The 19,674-nt window shown below is 65.2% G+C and carries 19 protein-coding genes and 2 tRNA genes; 8 read left to right on the forward strand and 13 right to left on the reverse strand.

The genetic code is table 11. The features are described from left to right. Positions 1–934 precede the first annotated feature (934 nt). From ACIOSY_RS12935 to ACIOSY_RS12950, 4 genes are all read right to left on the reverse strand, one after another. Positions 935–1,642: a hypothetical protein gene (locus tag ACIOSY_RS12935; RefSeq protein ID WP_400853870.1), complete on the reverse strand. Its 708-nt coding sequence runs from the start codon at positions 1,640–1,642 to the stop codon at positions 935–937. Further along, entirely contained in the window at positions 1,639–2,619 is a 981-nt protein-coding gene (locus ACIOSY_RS12940; RefSeq protein WP_400853872.1) for a ParB/RepB/Spo0J family partition protein, read from the reverse strand. Before ACIOSY_RS12940 ends, ACIOSY_RS12935 begins: the two co-directional genes overlap by 4 nt. Then, the gene (locus ACIOSY_RS12945; RefSeq protein ID WP_400853874.1) at positions 2,619–3,500 is read right to left on the reverse strand and encodes a DNA adenine methylase; all 882 of its coding nucleotides are present in this window, start codon (positions 3,498–3,500) and stop codon (positions 2,619–2,621) included. Before ACIOSY_RS12945 ends, ACIOSY_RS12940 begins: the two co-directional genes overlap by 1 nt. A gap of 154 nt (positions 3,501–3,654) precedes the next feature. Continuing rightward, entirely contained in the window at positions 3,655–4,263 is a 609-nt protein-coding gene (locus tag ACIOSY_RS12950) for a hypothetical protein (protein ID WP_400853876.1), read from the reverse strand. Positions 4,264–4,421: 158 nt separating this feature from the next. Here ACIOSY_RS12950 and ACIOSY_RS12955 point away from each other — a divergent pair, with 158 nt between their 5' ends. The 6 genes from ACIOSY_RS12955 (at position 4,422) to ACIOSY_RS12980 (ending at position 9,977) form a co-directional block, all read left to right on the forward strand. Further along, entirely contained in the window at positions 4,422–4,820 is a 399-nt protein-coding gene (locus ACIOSY_RS12955; RefSeq protein WP_021199026.1) for a hypothetical protein, read from the forward strand. Further along, positions 4,820–6,223: an FtsK/SpoIIIE domain-containing protein gene (locus tag ACIOSY_RS12960; RefSeq protein ID WP_400853879.1), complete on the forward strand. Its 1,404-nt coding sequence runs from the start codon at positions 4,820–4,822 to the stop codon at positions 6,221–6,223. The genes ACIOSY_RS12955 and ACIOSY_RS12960 overlap by 1 nt, the downstream gene beginning before the upstream one ends. After that, on the forward strand, positions 6,220–6,594 hold the full coding sequence (locus ACIOSY_RS12965) for a hypothetical protein (RefSeq protein WP_400853881.1): 375 nt from the start codon (positions 6,220–6,222) through the stop codon (positions 6,592–6,594). Before ACIOSY_RS12960 ends, ACIOSY_RS12965 begins: the two co-directional genes overlap by 4 nt. A gap of 43 nt (positions 6,595–6,637) precedes the next feature. Next, complete coding sequence (locus tag ACIOSY_RS12970; protein WP_400854296.1) at positions 6,638–7,942, forward strand: replication initiator; 1,305 nt, start codon at positions 6,638–6,640, stop codon at positions 7,940–7,942. A gap of 215 nt (positions 7,943–8,157) precedes the next feature. Then, a complete protein-coding gene (locus tag ACIOSY_RS12975; RefSeq protein ID WP_400853883.1) occupies positions 8,158–9,273 on the forward strand; it encodes a tyrosine-type recombinase/integrase in 1,116 nt (371 codons plus the stop codon). After that, entirely contained in the window at positions 9,273–9,977 is a 705-nt protein-coding gene (locus ACIOSY_RS12980) for a hypothetical protein (protein ID WP_400853887.1), read from the forward strand. The genes ACIOSY_RS12975 and ACIOSY_RS12980 overlap by 1 nt, the downstream gene beginning before the upstream one ends. Positions 9,978–10,469: 492 nt before the next feature. Here the strand turns inward: ACIOSY_RS12980 and ACIOSY_RS12985 are convergent. The 7 genes from ACIOSY_RS12985 to ACIOSY_RS13015 form a co-directional block, all read right to left on the reverse strand. Further along, positions 10,470–10,543, reverse strand: a tRNA-Met gene (locus ACIOSY_RS12985). 33 nt (positions 10,544–10,576) lie between these two features. Further along, a tRNA-Thr gene (locus tag ACIOSY_RS12990) sits at positions 10,577–10,648 on the reverse strand. Positions 10,649–10,716: 68 nt separating this feature from the next. Further along, on the reverse strand, positions 10,717–11,904 hold the full coding sequence (locus tag ACIOSY_RS12995; protein ID WP_400853889.1) for a peptidoglycan DD-metalloendopeptidase family protein: 1,188 nt from the start codon (positions 11,902–11,904) through the stop codon (positions 10,717–10,719). 161 nt (positions 11,905–12,065) lie between these two features. Beyond that, positions 12,066–12,869 carry an inositol monophosphatase family protein gene (locus tag ACIOSY_RS13000; RefSeq protein WP_400853891.1) on the reverse strand — a complete coding sequence of 268 codons (804 nt, stop codon included), beginning with the start codon at positions 12,867–12,869 and terminating at the stop codon, positions 12,066–12,068. Then, the gene (locus ACIOSY_RS13005) at positions 12,866–13,861 is read right to left on the reverse strand and encodes a hypothetical protein (RefSeq protein WP_400853893.1); all 996 of its coding nucleotides are present in this window, start codon (positions 13,859–13,861) and stop codon (positions 12,866–12,868) included. The genes ACIOSY_RS13000 and ACIOSY_RS13005 overlap by 4 nt, the downstream gene beginning before the upstream one ends. Positions 13,862–13,976: 115 nt before the next feature. Beyond that, the gene (locus ACIOSY_RS13010) at positions 13,977–14,774 is read right to left on the reverse strand and encodes an enoyl-CoA hydratase/isomerase family protein (protein ID WP_400853895.1); all 798 of its coding nucleotides are present in this window, start codon (positions 14,772–14,774) and stop codon (positions 13,977–13,979) included. A 46-nt stretch (positions 14,775–14,820) separates the two neighbouring features. Further along, positions 14,821–15,312, reverse strand: coding sequence for an FBP domain-containing protein (locus ACIOSY_RS13015; protein ID WP_400853897.1), 492 nt, complete (start codon positions 15,310–15,312; stop codon positions 14,821–14,823). Positions 15,313–15,412: 100 nt separating this feature from the next. Between ACIOSY_RS13015 and ACIOSY_RS13020 the strand changes: the two genes are divergently transcribed. After that, positions 15,413–16,171 carry an SDR family NAD(P)-dependent oxidoreductase gene (locus ACIOSY_RS13020; protein ID WP_400853899.1) on the forward strand — a complete coding sequence of 253 codons (759 nt, stop codon included), beginning with the start codon at positions 15,413–15,415 and terminating at the stop codon, positions 16,169–16,171. A 22-nt stretch (positions 16,172–16,193) separates the two neighbouring features. On the opposite strand, the gene ACIOSY_RS13025 is transcribed toward ACIOSY_RS13020, so the two are convergent. After that, positions 16,194–17,111: a LysR family transcriptional regulator gene (locus ACIOSY_RS13025; protein WP_400853901.1), complete on the reverse strand. Its 918-nt coding sequence runs from the start codon at positions 17,109–17,111 to the stop codon at positions 16,194–16,196. A 71-nt stretch (positions 17,112–17,182) separates the two neighbouring features. Here ACIOSY_RS13025 and ACIOSY_RS13030 point away from each other — a divergent pair, with 71 nt between their 5' ends. Then, positions 17,183–18,163, forward strand: coding sequence for a DMT family transporter (locus tag ACIOSY_RS13030; protein ID WP_400853903.1), 981 nt, complete (start codon positions 17,183–17,185; stop codon positions 18,161–18,163). Here ACIOSY_RS13030 and ACIOSY_RS13035 read toward each other — a convergent pair. Further along, entirely contained in the window at positions 18,095–19,648 is a 1,554-nt protein-coding gene (locus ACIOSY_RS13035; protein WP_400853905.1) for a hypothetical protein, read from the reverse strand. The two genes, ACIOSY_RS13030 and ACIOSY_RS13035, sit on opposite strands and share 69 nt — an antisense overlap. Positions 19,649–19,674 lie beyond the last annotated feature (26 nt).

Consider the following 19,674-nt stretch of genomic DNA (forward strand, 5'->3'; position numbering starts at 1 on the left):
GCCGATTGACGCCGGTCGAGTTCGAGACCATCATGAACGAAGAATTGGCCCTCGCGGCCTAACCAGAACTGTCACCTGTTCCCGCATCAGACCCGGGTGAGCGACGCCGTCGCCTGGTGCTATTCGAACGGTGGCGACTGGATCCGTCGGGTCGACACGATCGTCGATTCACGGGTCATCCGACTCTAGAAACACGTGAGCCTGGCTCGTCTACCGTCCGGAAGACTGCCAGGCTCCGAGGGCTACTGCCCGCCGTATCCCCAGTGTAACCCGCAGGCACCGACAGGAGCTAGCGGTCATCTGCCATGTGCACGACGAGCAACTGGCTACACCTTCGGCTACACCGCACCTCCCTCACCCCGCGCCGGCCATCGCCCCGGATACGACAAAACCCCCGATTTCTCGGGGGCTTGAATCTGTAGCAGGAGCGGGGCTTGAACCCGCGACCTCACGATTATGAGTTAGATGCGGTGGGCCAGCGGGTGCTGGTTGGTCGTAGTCTTGCGCGTGATTCCGCGGGAGCTGTGATCGTTAGTCGCGGCTGGTGGAGGATGGTTTCAGCGGGCTTCCCGGCACAAAACCGGCACCGTGAGCCGCCCGTCAGGTGAGGAGTGCCCATACCCCGGCGGCACCGAATGCGACAGCGACAGCGAACGCGACACCAACTTTCCGGCTAGTGGTGCCGCGGAGGAAATCAGACGCGGCGCGAAGATAGGGAACCTTCGCAGTCCTCTCAAGTTCGCGGGCGCGATCGTCCGTCTGCCGGCACACATCTGACAGCCAAAGGCATACGGCGAAAGACGCGAGCAGCAACCACCAAGGATAGTCGTGGACGTCAGTGGCAACTTTCGAGCCGGCGACTCCAAGACCAACCGTGCTTACCACCAAGAGAATCCGATTCGATTGCACTATAAGGACAAGGAACCGCATGAAATTAGTCCTCACTAGAGACCTGCGGGCCAGCATCGACCATCTCTCGGATGCGAGCGAGCACGCCTGACTGCGACGTACTCGTGACGCTGTCCAAGAGACGAGAAACCTCGATCCCCCAGTCCTCCGTCTCTTTATACTCTGACTCGATCTTCCGCAGGTATTCGTCCCCGGCCTTGTCGGCCATGTCAAACACGAGGTTGGTAATTCGTTCGTGGCGCGCCTGTATACCCTCTGTCGCCAGCTTCAGCTTTGTCTCCATGTCGCGTCGAAGTTGCTTTAGCAGGTCTTCAAGGTTCTCTTCGAGAGTGGCAGGTGCAACTTCCGACCAAGAGAGCACGACGTCAAACATCGTGTCTTCGTTGAGGACCAGCAGCCCCGCACCGGCGTTGGCGCAAGACTGCTTGAACTGCGACGAGTAGCTCTGGACAACGATGTACATCTCGCCCGCGCGTAGCTGATGTGAGGCGCGCGCTATCGTTGCGAGCCACTTGGGAAGAACATCGTCCTCGACAGACCTTATGTAGTAGAACGTTCGCTGATTGTTGGCGTCGACGCTCTGGAGGTCACCACGAAGCACCCCGAAAAGACCGTCCGGCATCTTGACCCGCTCAAGCGTCGACGCGAGCTGGTATCCGGCCTGGTCGATCGCGACCTCGCAAGCGGCACGCAGCTCAGTCTTGGCGGGATCCTCAAACTCTGTGCTGATCACCGACTATCCCCCTCCAGGACGTCGTCGATCGTGCGGCGAAGTTCTTGGAGCTCCTGGCGCAGGGCTGCGGAGAGGGGGCCGTTGGTTACGACCGATTCCCGGAGTTCGGTGATAAGCACCTGGGACTTCCGCTGTAGGGACTGCTGACGGTACCCCTCGGCGGCGATGTCGTCGAAAAGGTCCTTTGGCGAGGCTCTTGGGTCCTCGATGAGCCGCTTGACCGCCGACACAACAGTGGTGCGCTCGACGATGTCCTCGTCTATGGCTTTGACTAGCTTTCCGACGGAGCGGAAATCTGTCACAGAGCGGAGCGTGTTCTCTTCAGCTTTTCTCGCGAATGCGCGAATGATCTGGGGACGTGAGTACCCCTCCATGGCTTCGGGGAGCTCGCTCCGAAGGACTGATTCGGCAGCCTCAATCTCCAAATAGAGATCTTCGCGGTGCACTTGTCGTGTTCGGTCGAGGTGTGCTTCCTCACGGATCAGCTCCATCTCCTCGTCGGGGATGGACAGCAGCCGCTTCGCCCGACGCACCGTTGATCTCGTAAGACCTGTCATCTCCGAGAGGCGTTTCTCGCCGGATTCGTCCGCGATCTGCATGACCTCGCGGAGCGACAGTGCCACGCTGATCAGAGGCCAATCCTCACGAACATTGTGGATGTTGAACATCCGGAGCAGGTTGTCGAGCGGCTCAGGCGTGGGGATGATGTTGGCGGGCACTACCTCGAGCCCAAGGTCAAGAGAGCAACGCCAGCGTCGCTCGCCGTCCATGAGAATGTACGTTCCTGGCTTTTCCTCTGATTCGTAGACGATCAGCGGAACGAGGATTCCGACCTCCTGAATGGAGGTGCGGAGTAGATCGAGCCGCTCCTCGTTGAAGTACCGGCGCGGGTTGTTGGGGTTTCCACGGATGCCAGCAGGATCGAGCTGCGCAAGCGTGCTTCCGTTGTCGCTGAAACCCTCGACTGATTCCGACATCAGTAGAACACCGCCTCGGTCACTGTGGTTCGCTGTGAAACTGTGCTCGCCAGCGCGCTTCTCCGCGAAACCTCCGCGACGCGAAACGTCGGGTAGAGGGCGTGGACGGCCGCATGGTTCGCGTTCGAGACGATCACATGAACACCCTCATCCTGTAGCTCGCGCGCAACTCTGGCTAGACGTTCCTGATCTTTCCACGCGAATAGATCTTCGTTGTAGTCGATGAACCCATTATTGTTGTGGCCGGTCACATACGGCGGATCGAAATAGACAAGATCCCCTGCACTTGCGTCGCGCACGGTTGACTCGAAATCGTTGACTTCGATCGTCGCGGTAGACAACAGCTTCGAGCACGCGAGCAGATTGTCTCGGTCCAAGATCGTTCCGCTTCGCGGTCGACCGTACGGCACGTTGAACCTCCCCGCGTTGTTGACACGGTACAGCCCGTTCCATCCTGCTCGGTTCAGAAAGATGAAACGGGCAGCTCTCCCAACCTCATCAGCAGGCACATCACCGCGCACTCGGTAGTAGTACTCCTTATCCAACACGTCCATCGGCTCCAGCGCGGCTAGAAGCTCCTCCGGGTGTTGAGCGACCACGTTGTAAGTCTCGACGAGCGGAGCGATCTTGTCGCTAAGCGTCGCGTGAGACTGGTCGAGCAGGAAGAAGAGCGCCCCTGCGCCCAAGAACGGTTCAAAGTAGCGCCCCTCGAAGGGCGGCACGTAGTCGACCAGCTGTGAGAGCAAGCGCTGCTTCGAACCCGCCCAGCGGAGGAAGGGGCGCGGCTCGGCAGACAACGGGTTAGAGGCTCGCGTCAAGAGCGTCGTCTTATCGGGAGTCGTTGCCACTTCCGGTGACTGGGGCGTGGGTGCTGTGAGCATACTCAGCTTCCGTAGAGATCGTCGTGTGGACCGAGGTCAGGCTGGAGCTTCGTCGTCGACGAGGAGCGCCCGGACCGGAGCGGAGCGAGGACCGGACGCACCGCAAGTCGGCGACGACGGCCGCAGGCCGTCCTTGAACGAGTAAAGAAAGTTCTCACAGCTCCGCTACCGCCTCGGGAGACGAGACCTTGCGCGTCAGGTCGAAGTTGAGATCACCGAGAGACTGATCAGCCGCACCGCCAGCTACCGAGTAGCGCCGGAATGCCTCTGGAACCGGCTTCCACCGGACAAACCTGGCGTCAGCTTCTGCCAAAGCGAGTTGACGGTCCAGCTCCGGCGAGATGCCTCGAAGGTCGTTGAACCCCAGCGCGCGGATGCCAAGCCGGATGGCATCTAGGTCCGGGGCCGGTGAAAGCAGCGCCTCTATCGCGCTGACCGTCTTCGCGGTGTAGCGAGAAGCGAACGACTGAGTGATGGTGCCCTGCATAGCGGCAAGTTCACCGATGGGCGGCTTCGGCTTGTGAAACCTGTGAGCGTAGGCGTTGAACACACTCCGGTAGTCGCGAGTCGCCCGATCCGCTGCCTCAGCCGCTGCGGACATCTTCAAGAACGCTTCGTCGTGGTTCTGCGGCGTACTGCTCGTGATCTGAGCCGCGTCCATGGCACTGACAGCATCTGCCGCCTTGGTTTTCAGGCGCTGAAGAACGGCGGCGACCGGTGGTGGCACGACGCCCCACACGGGTAGCGCGGACAGCTCACTCATCGCACAACCTCCATGCTCGACAGCCTATCCGAGAGCAACCCGTTGCCGTAAGGAGGAAATGACCTGAAAAAGACAAAAACCGAACATTGACTAAAACCCGTACTAACGTGCAGTCTTCCGTACAGAGACAAAGCATCACCAACTGAAAGGAACGAGCAATGGCACTGCAGTCAGGAATCCCGGTCAGCTTCGAGGCGTACTTCCCTCGTGGAGCGTTCATGGTCGGCGAGGTCGAGCCCGTCGCGAAGTGGTCGGACGACGGAGAGCGGCAGGGACAGGATCTGGACAAGAACACCGGGCACCCGCTCTGGCAGGTGCGCGTGATCGACGCAGACCCCGAGGCCCGCAAGGGACAGAACGAGGTCACGGTCAAGATCGCAAGCATCGCGGAACCTGCGGCACCGCCGGAGGCCAACGGGCTCCCCTTCCGCCCGGTCTTCTTCGACGGGCTTTCAGTCACTCCGTATGTCAAGGAGAACGGTGGGCGTCCGCGCGTTGCATTCTCACTCCGCGCTCGGGAGATGAAGCCCGCAGGCAAGCCGAGGAGCAACGACTGATGGACTGGTCATGGCGGATCGAACGCGCGTACTGGGCTGGTGAGTTGCCACGCCTCTGGCGTTGCGGATGGTGGCTAATCCCAATGCTCATCGTCCTCGGGCTCTTCAGCGCGGTGCCATTCGTCGGCCAGCTCGTCAACTGGCTGGTGGTGGGCGCGATCGCCGTGGTCGTGTTGCGCCGCCTTCTTGCAGCGCGTGATCTGGACACCGTGTTGCACCGGCGGTGGCAAGAGCAGATGGGCGCATGGATCTTGGCGTCATGGCCTGCTCTGGCCCGCAACCTCCGGCTAGAGGTCAAGGACATCGCGGGGAATCCCCTCGTGTCCGGCGCGGGGCAGCCGCAATGGGATGGATGGACGTGCCTCCTTCCCGTTGCGATGCCTCCGGGACTAGCGCGGGAGGATCTTGTCGCGGCGACAGGGCGCATCGCTGAGGCCTTCAACGCCGTTCGAGTTGCCGTAGAAGGCCAGCAGATCGGGGCGCTCGCGTTGCGGATCGACTACGTCGACGTGCTGGCACGTTCGTTCGCGCTTCAGCTCGGCAGCAACTGGGACGGCAGATCAGTTCTGATGGGCGTGTCGGAAGGTGGCCACGATTGGCGGCTCCCGCTCGGCCCACACACGTTGGTCGCGGGGTCATCCGGCAGCGGTAAAGCCTCGCTCGTGTGGGGCCTTCTACTGGGACTGGCGCAGCCCATCCACTCCGGCCTCATCGAAGTTTGGGGCATCGACCGCAAGGGTGGCATGGAGCTTGCGATGGGCCGCCGTCTGCTCACGCGGTTCGCAGACGATGCAGCGCATTCCGTAGCGCTCTTGGAAGACGCTGTCGCGCAGATGCAGGTGCGAGCGCGCCAGCTTGCAGGGGTGACCAGGCAGCACGTCGCCTCGGTCGACAGCCCGACCGTGATCGTGTTGATCGATGAGCTTGCCGCGTTGACATCGTACGAGACCGATCGAGACATGCTCCGCCGCGCGAACGCCGCAATCGCGACGCTCGCATCACAAGGACGGGCGGTGGGATTCATCGTCTTCGCGTGCTTGCAGGATCCCCGCAAGGAGACGCTCCCGGCGCGGGGCCTGTTCACACAGACCGTAGGGCTCAGGCTCCGCGACCGCACCGAGACGGCCATGGTTCTTGGCGACGGGGCAGTTGCAGCAGGGGCGATGTGTCACGAGATCTCGCCGTCTACGCCTGGAGTCGCTTACGTGCTTCCCGAAACAGGGCCTCCGGTGCGTGTGCGGGCAGCTTTCGCGGAGGACGCGCAGATCAGAGAAGCGGCTGTGACGTTTGCCGCCCCTCGTCCACGCCCTGTCCAAGTCGTCGAGCAGGTGGCTGCTCCAGGGGCACGGCGTCCGCGGGCATCACGGCCAAATGCAACGAGCAGAACAGGAGAGGAATCATGAACAAGGGAACAGTCGCCGTCCTCGGCGCATCGATTATGGGAGCTGCGCTCCTGCTCGGTCTAGGTGCCGCTGCCGGTTACGCACTCGGAACGGCATCCACGACCGCTTCATCGGATACGCCAGACGTGCAGCCCTCGCCCTGCAATCTGTGGTTCCCGCAAGGCGAGGTTCCGTCCGTTGCCGATGAGGATTCGATCGACGTACGCATCGCGAATCCTGCATGCTCTGATGCGCAGATTATCGCCTGGCAGGACCAGCAGCGATCCGATGGACTCGATGACAGAGTCTGTCGTCCATTGTCCATCGACCCGCTGACGCGCACACCACTCTCGTGCGTTGTGCCGACGGAGGTCGACGTTGAGTATCGCTGAGGCCGTAGCTGCGCGGTTGCGAAGCGGCGAGTTCGATCAATGGATGGCGGGGGCGGCACGCGTCGGGTTCTGCTCCAATCCGGTTCGGCTCTCCGGATCGTCGACCACGTTGAATCCGCAGACGGGCGAGGTGATCCGTGAGTTCGTGGCGGAGACGCAACCCGACGGCATCTCATACACGAGATGCGGAAACCGTCGCGCTCGTCGCTGCGAATCCTGCAGCCACGAGTACAAGGGCGATACGTGGCACATGATCATGGCTGGCGCTGCGGGTGGGATGAAGGGGGTTCCCGAAAGAGTAGGAGAACACCCGATGGCATTCGTCACGCTCACCGCTCCGTCTTTCGGTGCCGTCCACTCCCTGGCTGGTTCGCGGAGACGTGGCACCTGCATTCATGGCAAGCCGCGCGGGTGCTTCTGCAATCACCACGACGACGACGGACTCCTCGGCGAGCCGCTGTGCGAGGAATGCTACGACTACGTGGGGCACGTCGTATGGCAGTACTTCGCACCCGAGCTGTGGAGGCGGTTCACAATTCAGCTCCGGCGGCAGCTGGCTTACGAGCTCGGGATGACTCAGAAAGCCGCAGCGGAGATCGTACGAGTCCAGTTCGCCAAAGTCGCCGAGTTTCAGCGGCGCGGAGCGGTGCACTTTCACGCGATCATTCGTCTCGACGGCGTAAGCCCGACGGAACAGTTCCCGCCCGCCCCGGACGAAGTGACCGAAGCACGTCTCATCGCTGCCGTTCAGAAGTCGTCGCGTCGAGTCACGTATGAGGCTCCGGCGGTGCGTGGAGAGGCATCCGCTCGGGTTCTCCGGTGGGGTGCGCAGATCGATGTTCAACCGATCGTTCGTCGTGAGGGGCTCGACGGCACGCTCTCTGACCGAGCCGTAGCGGCATACATCGCAAAGTACGCCACCAAGGCGACGGAGGATCTCAGTAGCGGGAGCCGTGACCGCCCGCACGTGAGAGCGATCAAGGCCACCGCTGAGTTGATTGCCGAGGAGAACGGTCCGGAGAGCCCCTACGTGCTGCTCGGGAAGTGGTCGCACATGCTGGGCTTCCGCGGACACTTCTCCTCGAAGTCGCGCCGGTACTCGGTGACACTCGGCTCGCTCCGAGGAGCCCGTCGCGTTTGGCGCTTGGCACGCACCGTGGAACGAGCCAAAGAGGAAGGCTACGACGTCGACGAGGTGCTGGTAGTGGGCTCATGGAGCTTTGCGGGTATGGGCTGGCGGAATGAGGGTGACCGGGCTCTCGCGATCGAAGCAGCCCGCGCCGCACGTGAATGGCGAGACGCACGACGGGTGCGGTTCGAATCTCGGAAAGGAGAGAGTGATGCGTGAGAATCTTGAGCTGGTGGAAAGCGCGGCTGAGCCTGAGGTCGTTGAGGATAAATACCTGACTCGCCGGGAGGTGGCAGCCCGTTGTCGCGTGCCACTCTCGACATTCGATTCGTTGCGACGACAGGCACGGGTCCCGTTTCCTGACGCGCACATGGGAAAGCACATGCTGTGGAGGCTGTCGACAATCGAAGCCTTCCTCGACGCGGGTGGCACTCGTGGCCTCCAGTAGCGCGCGGATCGATCCCAAGACCCGCAAGCCGCTGCCCGAGGGCATTCGCTATCGTGCAGACCGCAACAAGTATCAGGTGCGCGTGTGGGCTACCGGCCTCAACGGAGAAGACCGAGAGCGGAGCTACCTCGTGGACACGCTCGGCGAGGCGAAGAAGATCCGTAGCGAGATGCGTTCGCAGGTGCGCCCGGACGGTGGGATGACGCTGAATGCGTGGCAGGTTCGGCATTGGCCGTCGCTCACAGAAGGACTACGCGCCGCGACGACCGCCGCGTACGAACGTGGGTGGCGACTCCGAGTGCAGCCGTGGCTTGGCCATCGAAAGATCGAGTCCATCGGGGTGAGCGATGTGGACGACGCGATAACGGGATGGAGCGGATCGGCGTCCACCCGCAATGACGCCCTGGCCGTGCTCAGTCGGCTACTCGAGGGCGCTGCGCGAGCAGAGATCATCGGAGTGAATCCGGTGAGATTAGCGAGGCGTCCACGAGACGAACGCCCGTCCAGCTTTCGTTCGCGGGCGCTGACGCTGCCCGAAGTCTCAATGATGCTCGACTCTGTCGACGAGGGGCCTCACCGCGATTATCTGGCGGCCTTGGTGTACACGGGCATGCGTGCTGGCGAGGCAAGCGCCTTGAGGGTAGGCGACGTCGATCTGGCGCACGGCGTCATCCATGTCCGGCGTAGCTTCTCGCCTGCCGGCGGTGGCAGAGTGCGCGAACAATCACCGAAGAGTCACAAGGAACGTACTGTGCCGCTGCCCTCCGCTCTGCGCTCGATCATCGTTCGCAGGGTTGCAGGTCTCGGACGGAACGAGCTGGTGTTCACAGGCCCGAACGGCGGTCGGCTCAACACCTCGAATGTTCGCCGAGCCGTCGACTGGGACGAGCTGAGGAATCGACTCGATCGCCCTGACCTGCGCATCCATGACCTTCGCCACACACTCGCGACCCTGCTCTTCGATGCTGGCGCTGCTGCGAACGACGTCCAAGCGATCCTCGGGCATTCCTCGATGCAGGTCACCGAGCGGTACAGCCGGGCAAGATCGGATGCAGCGGTCCGCGCCAACGACGCGCTCGACAAGCTGATGGGAGCAGAGTGATGGCGCTGCGAGATCACCACAAGGTGCATATGGGGCCATACGCGCCTCTGTACGACTACCTGCGCACCCACGAGGAAGCGGAGGAGGTCTTGCTGAGCTTCGTCGAGATCGAAGCCATCATCGGGCGCGCCCTCCCCGACGCCGCACGGACGCCCGGAGAAGGTTGGTGGTCGGGACATCCCACAAGGCTCCAGGCAAGGTGCTGGCTCGCGGCGTGGCGTCGTCCCGATCCTCGATACGACGATCTGTCCGTTGCCTTTCGCCGGACTCATCTACTCACGAAGCCCTCGTTCGAAGACCAGTCGCGACAGATCAAGATGTACCTTCGGCACGCGTGGGACATGTTGGACTTCGAGATCGAGGATGATCAAGAGTGCGTGGTCTACCTCATTCATTTTGAGGAGCCCAGGCTGTTCAAGGTCGGCATCTCGAAAGCTTCGACAAGCCGCCCCCAGACGCTGGCGCGAGCTGGCGGCGTCGTCATGGACACGGTCCGCGTGAAGAATCGCACCCTTGCCCGGCTGCTCGAAAGCGAGTGCCTTGTCCGGGTCGATGCAGCGCGCACGGAGCCGCCCCTCTGGATTGCTCAGTGGGCCGGAGCGACCGAGTTCTGGAGCGATAGTGTCACACTGCCGCCGTTCCGCGAGATACTCGAGTCGCTCAATGATGAGCTTCCGATCGCGTACCGGGGAGCTTGGGCCTGACGCGCCCCGCCATCCGAGGGTTGACGGCACAGATACTTCCGATAGATCGAGCGGAACTATCGGGAGCTATCGGCGAGATCGGATACTTCACCTTCTCGGCATCGACATCGCGTATCCTGTTCCGTTATGCCAAATCCAGAAGCTACCTACGTGACGTTCGGCGGCGAGACGCACCTCGTGGTGTTCAGCGTTGACCTCACTGATGCCGAGCGCGTCAAACTCGGACATCCATCGCTGGGCACTCGCTGCGCATGCCCGGACTGCGAGTGCCTGAACAACGCCGACATGGGGACGCAGGAACACCCGATCTGCGGATGCTGTCTCGCGGATTGCCCCGACGTCCACGGGCGCTGTGAGCCCGTAAATTTGTCCGTCTGCCCAGGCTTCTCACCCGCTGCTACCGGCACAATACCGGCACACCACTCCCCCGGGCCGCTCCGCCCATCGCCCCGGAAACGACAAAACCCCCGGAAAACCGGGGGTCCTAGTCTGTAGCAGGAGCGGGGCTTGAACCCGCGACCTCACGATTATGAGTCGTGCGCTCTGACCAGCTGAGCTACCCTGCCGCGCGCATCCGCGGTGCAGATACGAATGCTACGAGCCCCGAGTCAGGATTGAACTGACGACCCCTTCCTTACCATGGAAGTGCTCTACCACTGAGCTATCGGGGCGTGCTGCCCCTCGCGGGGCAACCACACGAGACTACCATCACTGTGGCGTACTCATGAAATCAAGGTGGTCAGTACGAGTACCGACCGGCGTTTTCGCGGAGCCACGGCAGCGGGTCGATGGTCGAACCGTTGACGATGAGCTCGAAGTGCATGTGCGCGCCGTAGGAGCGACCGGTGTTGCCGGTCTTGCCGATGACGGTTCCGACGGTCACGGTGTCGCCTGCGGCAACCTGCAGCGAGCCGTACTGCATGTGCGAGTAGTGGCTCGTGATGACTTCGCCGTCGATCACGTGGTCGATGTAGACGGTGACACCGTAGGCGCCGCCCTGCTCGGTCGCGATGCGCACCGTGCCGTCGGCGATCGCCTGGACGGGAGCGCCGTTGCCCGGCACGAAGTCGATGCCCTCGTGCAGGCGGCCGCTGCGCATGCCGTATCCATAGCTCATGCCGACGCCCACGAGGAACGGCCACTGGATGGCCGCTTCGGGGTCGTTGGTGAAGATCTCGTTGGAGTAGTTGATGCCCTGCTCTGCCGCGACGTCGACGAGCGACATCGTGCTGAACTGGTCGGCGCGGTCGAGCGCCTCGTTCTGCACGTCGGACGAGGTGACGAACGCCTGGATCTCTTCGTCGGCATCGGCGTTCTTCTCGGCCGGAGCGGCGACGAGCGACGTCGAGGCGACCGGAGTGCCCTGCACGGCGGCGAGCGCTTCGGCCGGCAGCGTCATCGAGACGACGAGAAGGCCGGCGAGGCTCATCACGCCGACGGTGGCGCCGAGGGTCACGGCCTTGCGGACGCGACGGGACCGGCGCACGGCGAGGTGTGCGGTGACATCGGCGAAACCGGGGGCCTCGTCGAGGCTGGGGACGGATGCCTCGGCCGGGGTCATGCCCTTCAGCCGGGTGCCGCCGAAGGCGCGCAGCGCCTGCTCGAAAGCATCGAACGAGAGGTCTTCGCTCTGTGCGGCGGGAGCGCCCGCGCCATCGGTCGACGGCTCATCGGAGACGATCTCGTCTTCGGCGATGTTCACGACGACGTCTTCCATCTCGCGGACGGTGTCTGTCGACGCATCGACGTGGGCGGACTCGTCTGCCGCGGCGGGGACCGCCGGGACGGAGTTCTGACGTGTGGCTCGTCGCGATGCGGGCGATGCCGTGGCCGGAGCAGAAGGAGATGCAGAGACGGACTCGGTCGCTTCTGTCGCGGGGGCCTCGACGGCCGCGTTGCGGAGTCGGCTGGACCGGCGCGTAGGCACAGAGTCAGCCTGGGGATTCTCTAAGGGCAAAACGATTCTCTCGGGGTCGTACGTCAAGCTCGGGGGCGCTTACTCAGGTTCGCCTTCGGGGCGGCGAAAATAACGATCGCATAAACACTACCCCGGGGCGGCTGGGAAAGCCATGAGTTGTTCACTTTTCGTCAGCGCGTTTCCGTGTCGAGGATCTCGAGCAAGCGGGCGTGAACGGAGAGCCCACCCGCGATGATCATCGGACGGGGCGTCGCGGTGTCGAATCGGGAGACGGCGCCGCCCGCTTCTCGCACGAGCAGTGCGCCGGCCGCGAAGTCCCACGGCTTGAGACCGCGCTCGAAGTAGCCGTCGAGTCGACCGGCCGCGACGTAGGCGAGATCGAGAGCCGCGGCGCCCATCCGGCGCAGATCGCGCGCGATCGGCATCACCCGGCGCACGGTGGCGATGTCTCCGTCGTGCGTCGAGGGGTCGTAGCCGAATCCGGTGGCGAGCAGAGCGCCGGCAGGTGTGTCTGTCGTCACCTGCAGCCGGGTCTCGTCGAGCCAGGCCCCGTGTCCTCGTGCCGCGGTGAAGAGCTCACCGAGCGCGGGAGCGAAGACGGCACCGGCGAGGGTGTTCCAGGTCTCGGGATCGGCCGTGCCGCGCACGGCGGCGATGCTGACGTTATAGGCGGGGATGCCGGCGGCGTAGTTCACGGTGCCGTCGATCGGGTCGACGACCCAGGTGATGCCGCTTCGGCCGACTTCGGCGTCTGACTCCTCACCGAGGAATCCGTCGTCGGGTCGAGCATCCGCCAGACGTGACCGGATCAGCGCCTCGACCTCGCGGTCGGCGTCGGTGACGATATCGGCGAGCGTCGTCTTGGTTGCGGCGAGATGAACGCCCTCACGCCGACGCTGCCGTGCCAGCTCGCCGGCCTCGCGTGCGATCTCCGCGGCGAGGCCGACGAGCTCGAGCTCGTTGTCGCCGGTCACTGCGGAGGCAGGGGCGAGGGAGGCGGCGGCGGGAAGGCAGACGGGTCGGTCTGCGCGGGAGCTGCCGGCTGCGGCGGAGCGCCCGGGTAGAACGACGGCGCGGCGGGAGCCTGCGGCACCGAGGGGGCAGGCTGCACCGGCGGAGCGGTCTGCATCGGCGGCGCGCTCTGCGGTGCCGGTGCGAACGGGAACTGCTCGACGGGCGCGGCCGGAAGAGACGCCTGGTACTGCGGCACCGAGGGCTGACCCGTGTAATACGCATTCCAGTCGGGGCTGCCGTCCGGCAGAGCCGGAAGAGGGGTGATGCCGTCGGCATAGGTGGGCCAGGCGGGGAAGCTCACGAGCGGCTGCGGGGCCGGCGTCGGCTTCTTCGGCGCGAACAGCGCATTCAGCAGCGGGATGAGCGTCGTGCCCACGGCGGCGAGGATGGTCAGCGCGACCACGATGCGCCAGTACAGCTCGACGTAGTCGAAGGTGTCGGGGAACGTCAGGAAGAAGACGAGCATCCCGACGAGCGCACCGAGGAAGACGACGGTGACGACATAGATGACCCGGTTGAAGGTCGTCGGGTGCCGGTGTGCGGCGGGGGTGAACAACCGCACGTGCAGCAGCGCGAGCTGCAGGATGCCGATCACGAGCAGCAGCTGGAAGAAGCGTCCGCCTCCGCTGAAGTAGTAGTCCTCTTCGGGCATCCAGATCTTGAACAGACCCACGATGAGCGCGAGGATCCAGCTGACCATGCTCGCGAGGGCGAGCCAGTCCGGGCGCTTCGGCGCGAGTCCCGCTTCGAGGATCACGATGCCGGCGAAGCCGGCCAGCAGGAGGATCGTCAAGAATGCCTTGCCGATGAGCCCGTCCTGGTCTCCGATCAGCACCCAGACGACGCAGACCAGGGCTGCGGCGATCAGAGCCCCGATGGCAATCCAGATGGCACCTCTGATGAGCAGAGGGGTGTTCTTCTTTTCGGCGGTCGCGGTCTCCGGCTGGGACATGACGATCCTCTCGTTGAGCGGCGTTGCCCCATCCTCGCACGGGCGAGAGTCGAATCAGGGAGATGGAACCCGACTGTGGACTGACGGCGCTACTTTCTGCACCCTGCAGGAAAGGTCAGCCGGTCTTCTTCGCCGAGGCCGCGGCGAACGCCGCGATGCGCGCCTGAGCATCCGGCGTCTGCATGGCAGCTCCGATCGAGCGAGCCTCTGCCGTGAGCTGCTCCGCGAACGAACGCTCCGGCTGGGTGCGCACCAAGTGCTTGGCCTGCCCATAGGCATCGGCGGCGCCCGCGAGCCAGAAGCGAGCGATCTCCTCGCCCCGCGAACGCACCAGCGCGGCCTCGGCCGCCGAGTCCTCGCCGGCCACGGTTTCTGCCGCGAGGCCCCACTCGACGGCCTCGTCGGCCGTGAGCAGGCGATCCTGCAGTACCAGTTGCAGCGCCCGCCGCTGGCCCACCGCACGGGCCAGCTGAGCGGAGACCGAGAGATCGGGGGTCAGGCCGATGTTGGCGTACAGACTGCCGAGGCGTGAGCGCGACCCCACGACCGCGTAGTCGCTGCTCAGCAGGATGCCGAGTCCCCCGCCGGCCGTGATGCCGTGTGCTGCGGCGACCACCGGCACCGTCGATTCGGTGAGCGAGCGGATGCCGGTGTTGATGACCTCGGCGAGCGCGGTGATCTCGTCGCCCGACCCCATGGTCGTGGCCATGTCGATCACGTCTCCGCCGGCGCAGAACGCGGGACCCGCGGCATCGATCAGGATGGCCTTCACGTCGGATCGCGACGTGGCCTCCCCGGTCGCATCCCGCCAGGCGTGCGCGAGATCGGCGTTGAAGGCGTTGAGTCGGGCGGGACGGTTCAGCGTCAGCCGAGCCATTCCCTCATCGACCGAGAACAGGATGGCATCGCTCATGGCTTCTCCTTCGAGCACAGGACGTAGCCTTCAGCGTAATCGGCGATCAGCTCGGTTCCCACACCCGCGAGACGAACGCCTCCATGCGCCGCCGGGTGCCGTCGAGTCGGTAGTCGACCTGACCCTCGGCGCGCACCTCGTTCGGGGCGAGCGGATGCGCCAGCCGCACATTCTCGTGACACGACAGGTCAGCGCACACGTAGGTGCCGAACGAGTCGCCTCGATCCCCGCGCTCCCCCGCCCTGCGGGCGGAGAACAGAGTCACCTGATTGCCGGGCTGCATCGTGTGGCACATGTTGCACATGCCCGAACGCCCCCGACCCGGATCGGATGCGCGGAGCACGATGCCGGCGACGCCACCCTCGTGCGGGATCAGCACGTAGCCTCGACGGCCGGCGCTCGGGTCGCGCCAGGCGAAGAAGTCCAGATAGTCCCAGTCCACCAGCACGAAGTCGTGCGGCATCTCCATGACCCGGAGTTCGTCGGCATCCGCATTGACGAACGAAGCCCGGACCTCTGCTTCGGTGAGCGCTCGCATCCCCTCAGTCTATGAACCTCCGGTGCCGTGCTCGCGCGATCCCGACGAACGCACTCCGACCCGGAGCGAACCTCTAGCCTGAGACGCAGGAGGTACCGACATGGCGAACGCTCTTGTCACCGGGGCATCCCGCGGAATCGGACGCGCGACCGCGGTCGCACTGAGCATCCGCGGCGATCGGGTCGTCGTGCACTACGGCCACGACCGCGATGCGGCCGAGGAGACTCTCGCTCTGCTGCACGGCGAGGGGCACGGCATCGTGGGCGGCGATCTGTCCGACCCCGAGACCGCTCGCGAGGTCGTCACGCAAGCGCGGGAGGCGTTGGGCTCGATCGACATCCTCGTGAACAACGCGGCGCTCGCTCCCAGCCCGGCGACTTTCCACCGCATCGACCAGACCGACTACGACACATGGCAGCGCATCTGGACCCGGATGGTCGATGTCGACCTGCTCGCGGCGGCCAACGTCACCCACCTCGTCGCGAACGCGCTCATCGACACGGGCGCTCCGGGGGCGATCGTCAACGTCGGATCCCGCGGAGCGAACCGTGGCGAACCCGACTTTCCCGCTTACGGTGCGGCGAAGGCCGGCCTGCACGCCTTCGGACAGTCGATCGCGGTGGCACTCGCCCCGCACGGCATCTCCGTCGCGACCGTCGCGCCCGGGTTCATCGGCACGGAGCGCCAGGAAGCGAAGCTGTCCGGCGCCGACGGAGACGCGCTGCGTGCCCAGAGTCCGTTCGGACGCGTGGGCACGGCCGAAGAGGTGGCCGCCGCCATCGTCTATCTCACCTCCCCCGATGCGCAATGGGCGTCGGGCGCGGTGCTCGATCTGAACGGCGCGTCGCACCTGCGCTGAGCATCCGCCCCTCATCGAGGCGCTATCGGTCACCGGTTCCGCGCTCGGCACCTCGATGTGCGACGCCTTCGAGCGCTTCCAGAACGTGGCGAACGGATGCCTGCGCCAGGGCATCGGGTCGTGCGAGCACGTCGACGTGACGTGCGAGACTCGCCCCTGCGACGGGCCGCAGCACCATCCCGTCGGTGGCGAGCGACGCCGCCGTCACACGGGGCATGACCGCGATCGCCGAGCCGGTGCGGACGACCTGGGCGGCGACAGAGAACTCGTTGATGCGATGGTCGATGTGCAGCGGGCCGCCGGCGAGCGCCCCGATCAGTTCGAGCACCCCCGAGAGCGGAAAGCCCTCGTGCGTCGAGACCCACCTCTCGTCGCGCAGCTGCTCGGGCCGGATCTCACGCTGCGCGGCGAGGGGATGACTCGCGGGGAGCGCGATGTCGAGCGGTTCGACGAGCAGGGGCACCACCACGATGCGCTCATTTGGCCACGCCGGGTCATGCGCGAGCCGGTGGGCGATGACGAGGTCGTAGTCGGCGGTGAGACCCGGAAAGTCGCGTCGCGCCACATCGGCATCCGCCAAAGAGACCGGCCGCCCGGGGCCGAGCGCCCCCAGCAGCGGGCCGAAGAAGGTGAGACCGGCGCTGTGATACGCCGACACGCTCACGGTGCGAGCCTGCTGATCGAGGAAGGAATCCACCGTGTCCTGCGCTTCTGTCAGCGCCTGCTCCACGCGCGCCGCCGCCTGTGCAAGGGCCTGCCCGGCCTCGGTGAGAGCGAGGGTGCGCCCGCGCTTCACGGTGAGCGGCACGGCCACACCGGCCTGCAGAGCGGCGAGCTGCTGAGACACCGCTGACGAGCTCACGTGCATCGCGACGGCGACCGCGGCGACGCTGCCCCGATCGCCCAGCTCTCGGAGAAGGCGCAAGCGCGTGGGATCCATAAGCAATTTCTAACACAACACTGAAGCAAGTGCCCGATGCTCTTCACGGTGGTTGCGGGCACTGTTGCTCTGTGCCCCACTTCTCCCGTTCCGAACGCACCATCGACCTGCTGCTCATCGGGGTCGCCGCGGTGTGGGGAGCCAGCTTCCTGTCGGCCAAGGAACTGGCGGGAGATGTCGGGGTTCCGTCGGCCGTCGCCCTGCGCTTCCTCGTGGCCGCTGCGGCCCTCGGACTGATCTGCGCGCTTCGACGAGAACGTCTCCCCCGCGGCCGTGGACTCGTCATCGCTCTGGCGCTGGGCTGCTCCCAGGCGGCCATCATCGGTCTCGAGACCTGGGGCGTCAGCCTCACTTCGGCGACGAACGCCGGACTGCTGATCAGTCTCGCGCTGGTGATGACCCCCGTGCTCGAGAGCATCGCCGCGCGCTCATGGCTGCCGCGGAGCTACTTCGTGGCCGCCGTCGCCGCGGTCGTCGGGGTCGCCCTCCTGGTCTCGGGCGGCGGCATCCGCACTCCGACCGCCGGAGACCTGCTCGTGATAGCGGCCGCGACCGTGCGGGCATTTCACGTCACCGCCAGCGCACACCTCACGCGCGCACGCTCCGACAGCTCACTCGGCGTCGTGCTCGTGCAGATGCTCGTGTGCGCTGGGGTCTTCACCGCGGCGTCAGCACCCGCCCTCCCGTCGGCCGTCGTCAGCCTCGACGCGGGCGGTTGGTTCAACGTGCTGTTCCTGGGTCTGCTCTGCTCGGTGTTCGCCTTCGTCGTGCAGCTCTGGGCCGTGCGGCGCACCTCGGCGACCCGGGCCAGCATCCTCATGGGCACCGAGCCGGTGTGGGCTCTGCTGGTCGGCGTCATCCTCGCCGGCGAGGCCATCGAACCCTTCGGAGTCTGCGGTGCCGCGCTCATCATCGCGGCCAGCTACGCGGGTCAGGCGATCGAGCGTCGGCACCGGCTGCGGCGTGTCGCGCGTGTGCGCGGGTTATGCCCGGGACCGGCCCTGGCGTCGGCGGAGCAGCGTCAGCGCAAGGCCCACGCTGAGCAGCAATGAACCGCCGGCGGCTGCGGTCCACGCAATTGTCCCGCCGGTCTGCGCCAAAGGTTGCGCTTCGGCTCCCTCTACCGCGGGCCCCTCTGCGTGGGGTGCGCCGGGCGCAGGGTTCTCCCCGCTCGGCGGCGTGACAGGGCCGGCGGCGACGCCGGTGTACCAGGACTGGTCGGCGGACGTGACGGCGACGGTCCCCGGGATGGGCTCGCCCAGCTCAGATTCCGGTATGCCAATGACGGTAACGGTATTCGAGTACGGACCCGTCACTGCGGTTCCCGTTGCGCTGCATCGCACCGATGCTGCCGGTGCGAGCGCTGCAGCGCTGCTCGGGCACAGCACGGTGATGGGCGCGTCGTCGGAGCCGATGTCGGCGGCCGTGACATCTAGGTACGTGTCGCCCGTGTTCGTGACGTCGTACGTCCACACGACGGGTCCGCCCGCGACCAGCTGAGGGCCCGGCGCTGCGGTCACGTCCGTCGCATTGGTGAGCTTGGCGACCGCGATGCTCGGAGTCACGACGTGGACGGTGCCGGCGGGGCCGTCGCCCGTCAGCCCGAACTCGTCGGTCTCTGTCGCGGTCAGCGTCGTGATGCCCGCCGCGAAGGGCTCTGTCGGCGTGAACGTCCACGAGAGATCACTTCCGACGGCGGTCGTGCCGACGACCGCGCCGTTCGAATCCGTGATCGTGATCAGGTCGCCGGCATAGTCGCCCGTTCCCGTAACGGGGGTGAGGGCATCGCCGCTGATCCAGGAGTTCACGGTCGGGTCCGGAAGGCACGTGCGCGCGGCCACGAGGTCGGTCGTCGCCCAGCCATAGGAGCCGTTGTTGATCGGACGGTCGAGTTTCGCGGTCACTCTGACCGGAGCGGCCCCTCCCACAGGAATGCTGCCGAGGTCGTAGGCCGGCACTGCTGCGGTCGGGTCGACACTCACGGCAAGACCGACGAGTGTGCCAGAGGCCGGAACCCCCGAGACGTCGCCGTAGACCATCGAACCCAGCGCGGAGGTCGGGTTGGTGGTCGGCGTGAAGGTGATGAAGTCGTTCGCGCGCGGATGCCAGTCGGCGGCTTGCGGAATGGCATTGCTGACGAATGTGCCGCTGCCATTTAACGTCGTCGCGTAGTACTCCGCGCTGGTCGCCCGCTGGGCAACGGCATGACCGAGGAGCCAACGGGTCTCGTAGAAGGTGTGCGCCGCCGCCCGGTTGACGACCGTCGAGGATTGGCCGACCTGGTGGAAGTTCGCGTTTGCGGGGTCAACCGCTCGGGTGGCTGCCTGGTAGGCGATGGTCGCGTACCTCGATGCGGCCGGAACCAGATCGCCGGCAACCGCGTGGTAGCCGCTCAACGTGCATCCGGGCCCCTCATCCGCCGCCGCCGTCGAGGCTGCTCCTGCGACCACGGCCCCCACGCCGAGAGACGTCGCGCCGGCGATGACGGCAATGAGCGCAAAGCTGGTTCTGCGTGTGAATGACAGCGTCGAAAGCATGGAGATCCCCTGGGTTCATGCCGCGT

It is taken from the genome of Microbacterium sp. NPDC087665 (assembly GCF_044743285.1).
Lineage (GTDB): Bacteria > Actinomycetota > Actinomycetes > Actinomycetales > Microbacteriaceae > Microbacterium.

Bases quoted from the DNA above. Each gene is read 5' to 3' on its own strand.
- ACIOSY_RS12940 (WP_400853872.1), bottom strand. From the start codon at position 2,619: ATGTCGGAATCAGTCGAGGGTTTCAGCGACAACGGAAGCACGCTTGCG.
- ACIOSY_RS12945 (WP_400853874.1), bottom strand. From the start codon at position 3,500: ATGCTCACAGCACCCACGCCCCAGTCACCGGAAGTGGCAACGACTCCC.
- ACIOSY_RS12950 (WP_400853876.1), bottom strand. From the start codon at position 4,263: ATGAGTGAGCTGTCCGCGCTACCCGTGTGGGGCGTCGTGCCACCACCG.
- ACIOSY_RS12955 (WP_021199026.1), top strand. From the start codon at position 4,422: ATGGCACTGCAGTCAGGAATCCCGGTCAGCTTCGAGGCGTACTTCCCT.
- ACIOSY_RS12960 (WP_400853879.1), top strand. From the start codon at position 4,820: ATGGACTGGTCATGGCGGATCGAACGCGCGTACTGGGCTGGTGAGTTG.
- ACIOSY_RS12965 (WP_400853881.1), top strand. From the start codon at position 6,220: ATGAACAAGGGAACAGTCGCCGTCCTCGGCGCATCGATTATGGGAGCT.
- ACIOSY_RS12970 (WP_400854296.1), top strand. From the start codon at position 6,638: ATGGCGGGGGCGGCACGCGTCGGGTTCTGCTCCAATCCGGTTCGGCTC.
- ACIOSY_RS12980 (WP_400853887.1), top strand. From the start codon at position 9,273: ATGGCGCTGCGAGATCACCACAAGGTGCATATGGGGCCATACGCGCCT.
- ACIOSY_RS13005 (WP_400853893.1), bottom strand. From the start codon at position 13,861: ATGTCCCAGCCGGAGACCGCGACCGCCGAAAAGAAGAACACCCCTCTG.
- ACIOSY_RS13010 (WP_400853895.1), bottom strand. From the start codon at position 14,774: ATGAGCGATGCCATCCTGTTCTCGGTCGATGAGGGAATGGCTCGGCTG.
- ACIOSY_RS13015 (WP_400853897.1), bottom strand. From the start codon at position 15,312: ATGCGAGCGCTCACCGAAGCAGAGGTCCGGGCTTCGTTCGTCAATGCG.
- ACIOSY_RS13020 (WP_400853899.1), top strand. From the start codon at position 15,413: ATGGCGAACGCTCTTGTCACCGGGGCATCCCGCGGAATCGGACGCGCG.
- ACIOSY_RS13025 (WP_400853901.1), bottom strand. From the start codon at position 17,111: ATGGATCCCACGCGCTTGCGCCTTCTCCGAGAGCTGGGCGATCGGGGC.
- ACIOSY_RS13035 (WP_400853905.1), bottom strand. From the start codon at position 19,648: ATGCTTTCGACGCTGTCATTCACACGCAGAACCAGCTTTGCGCTCATT.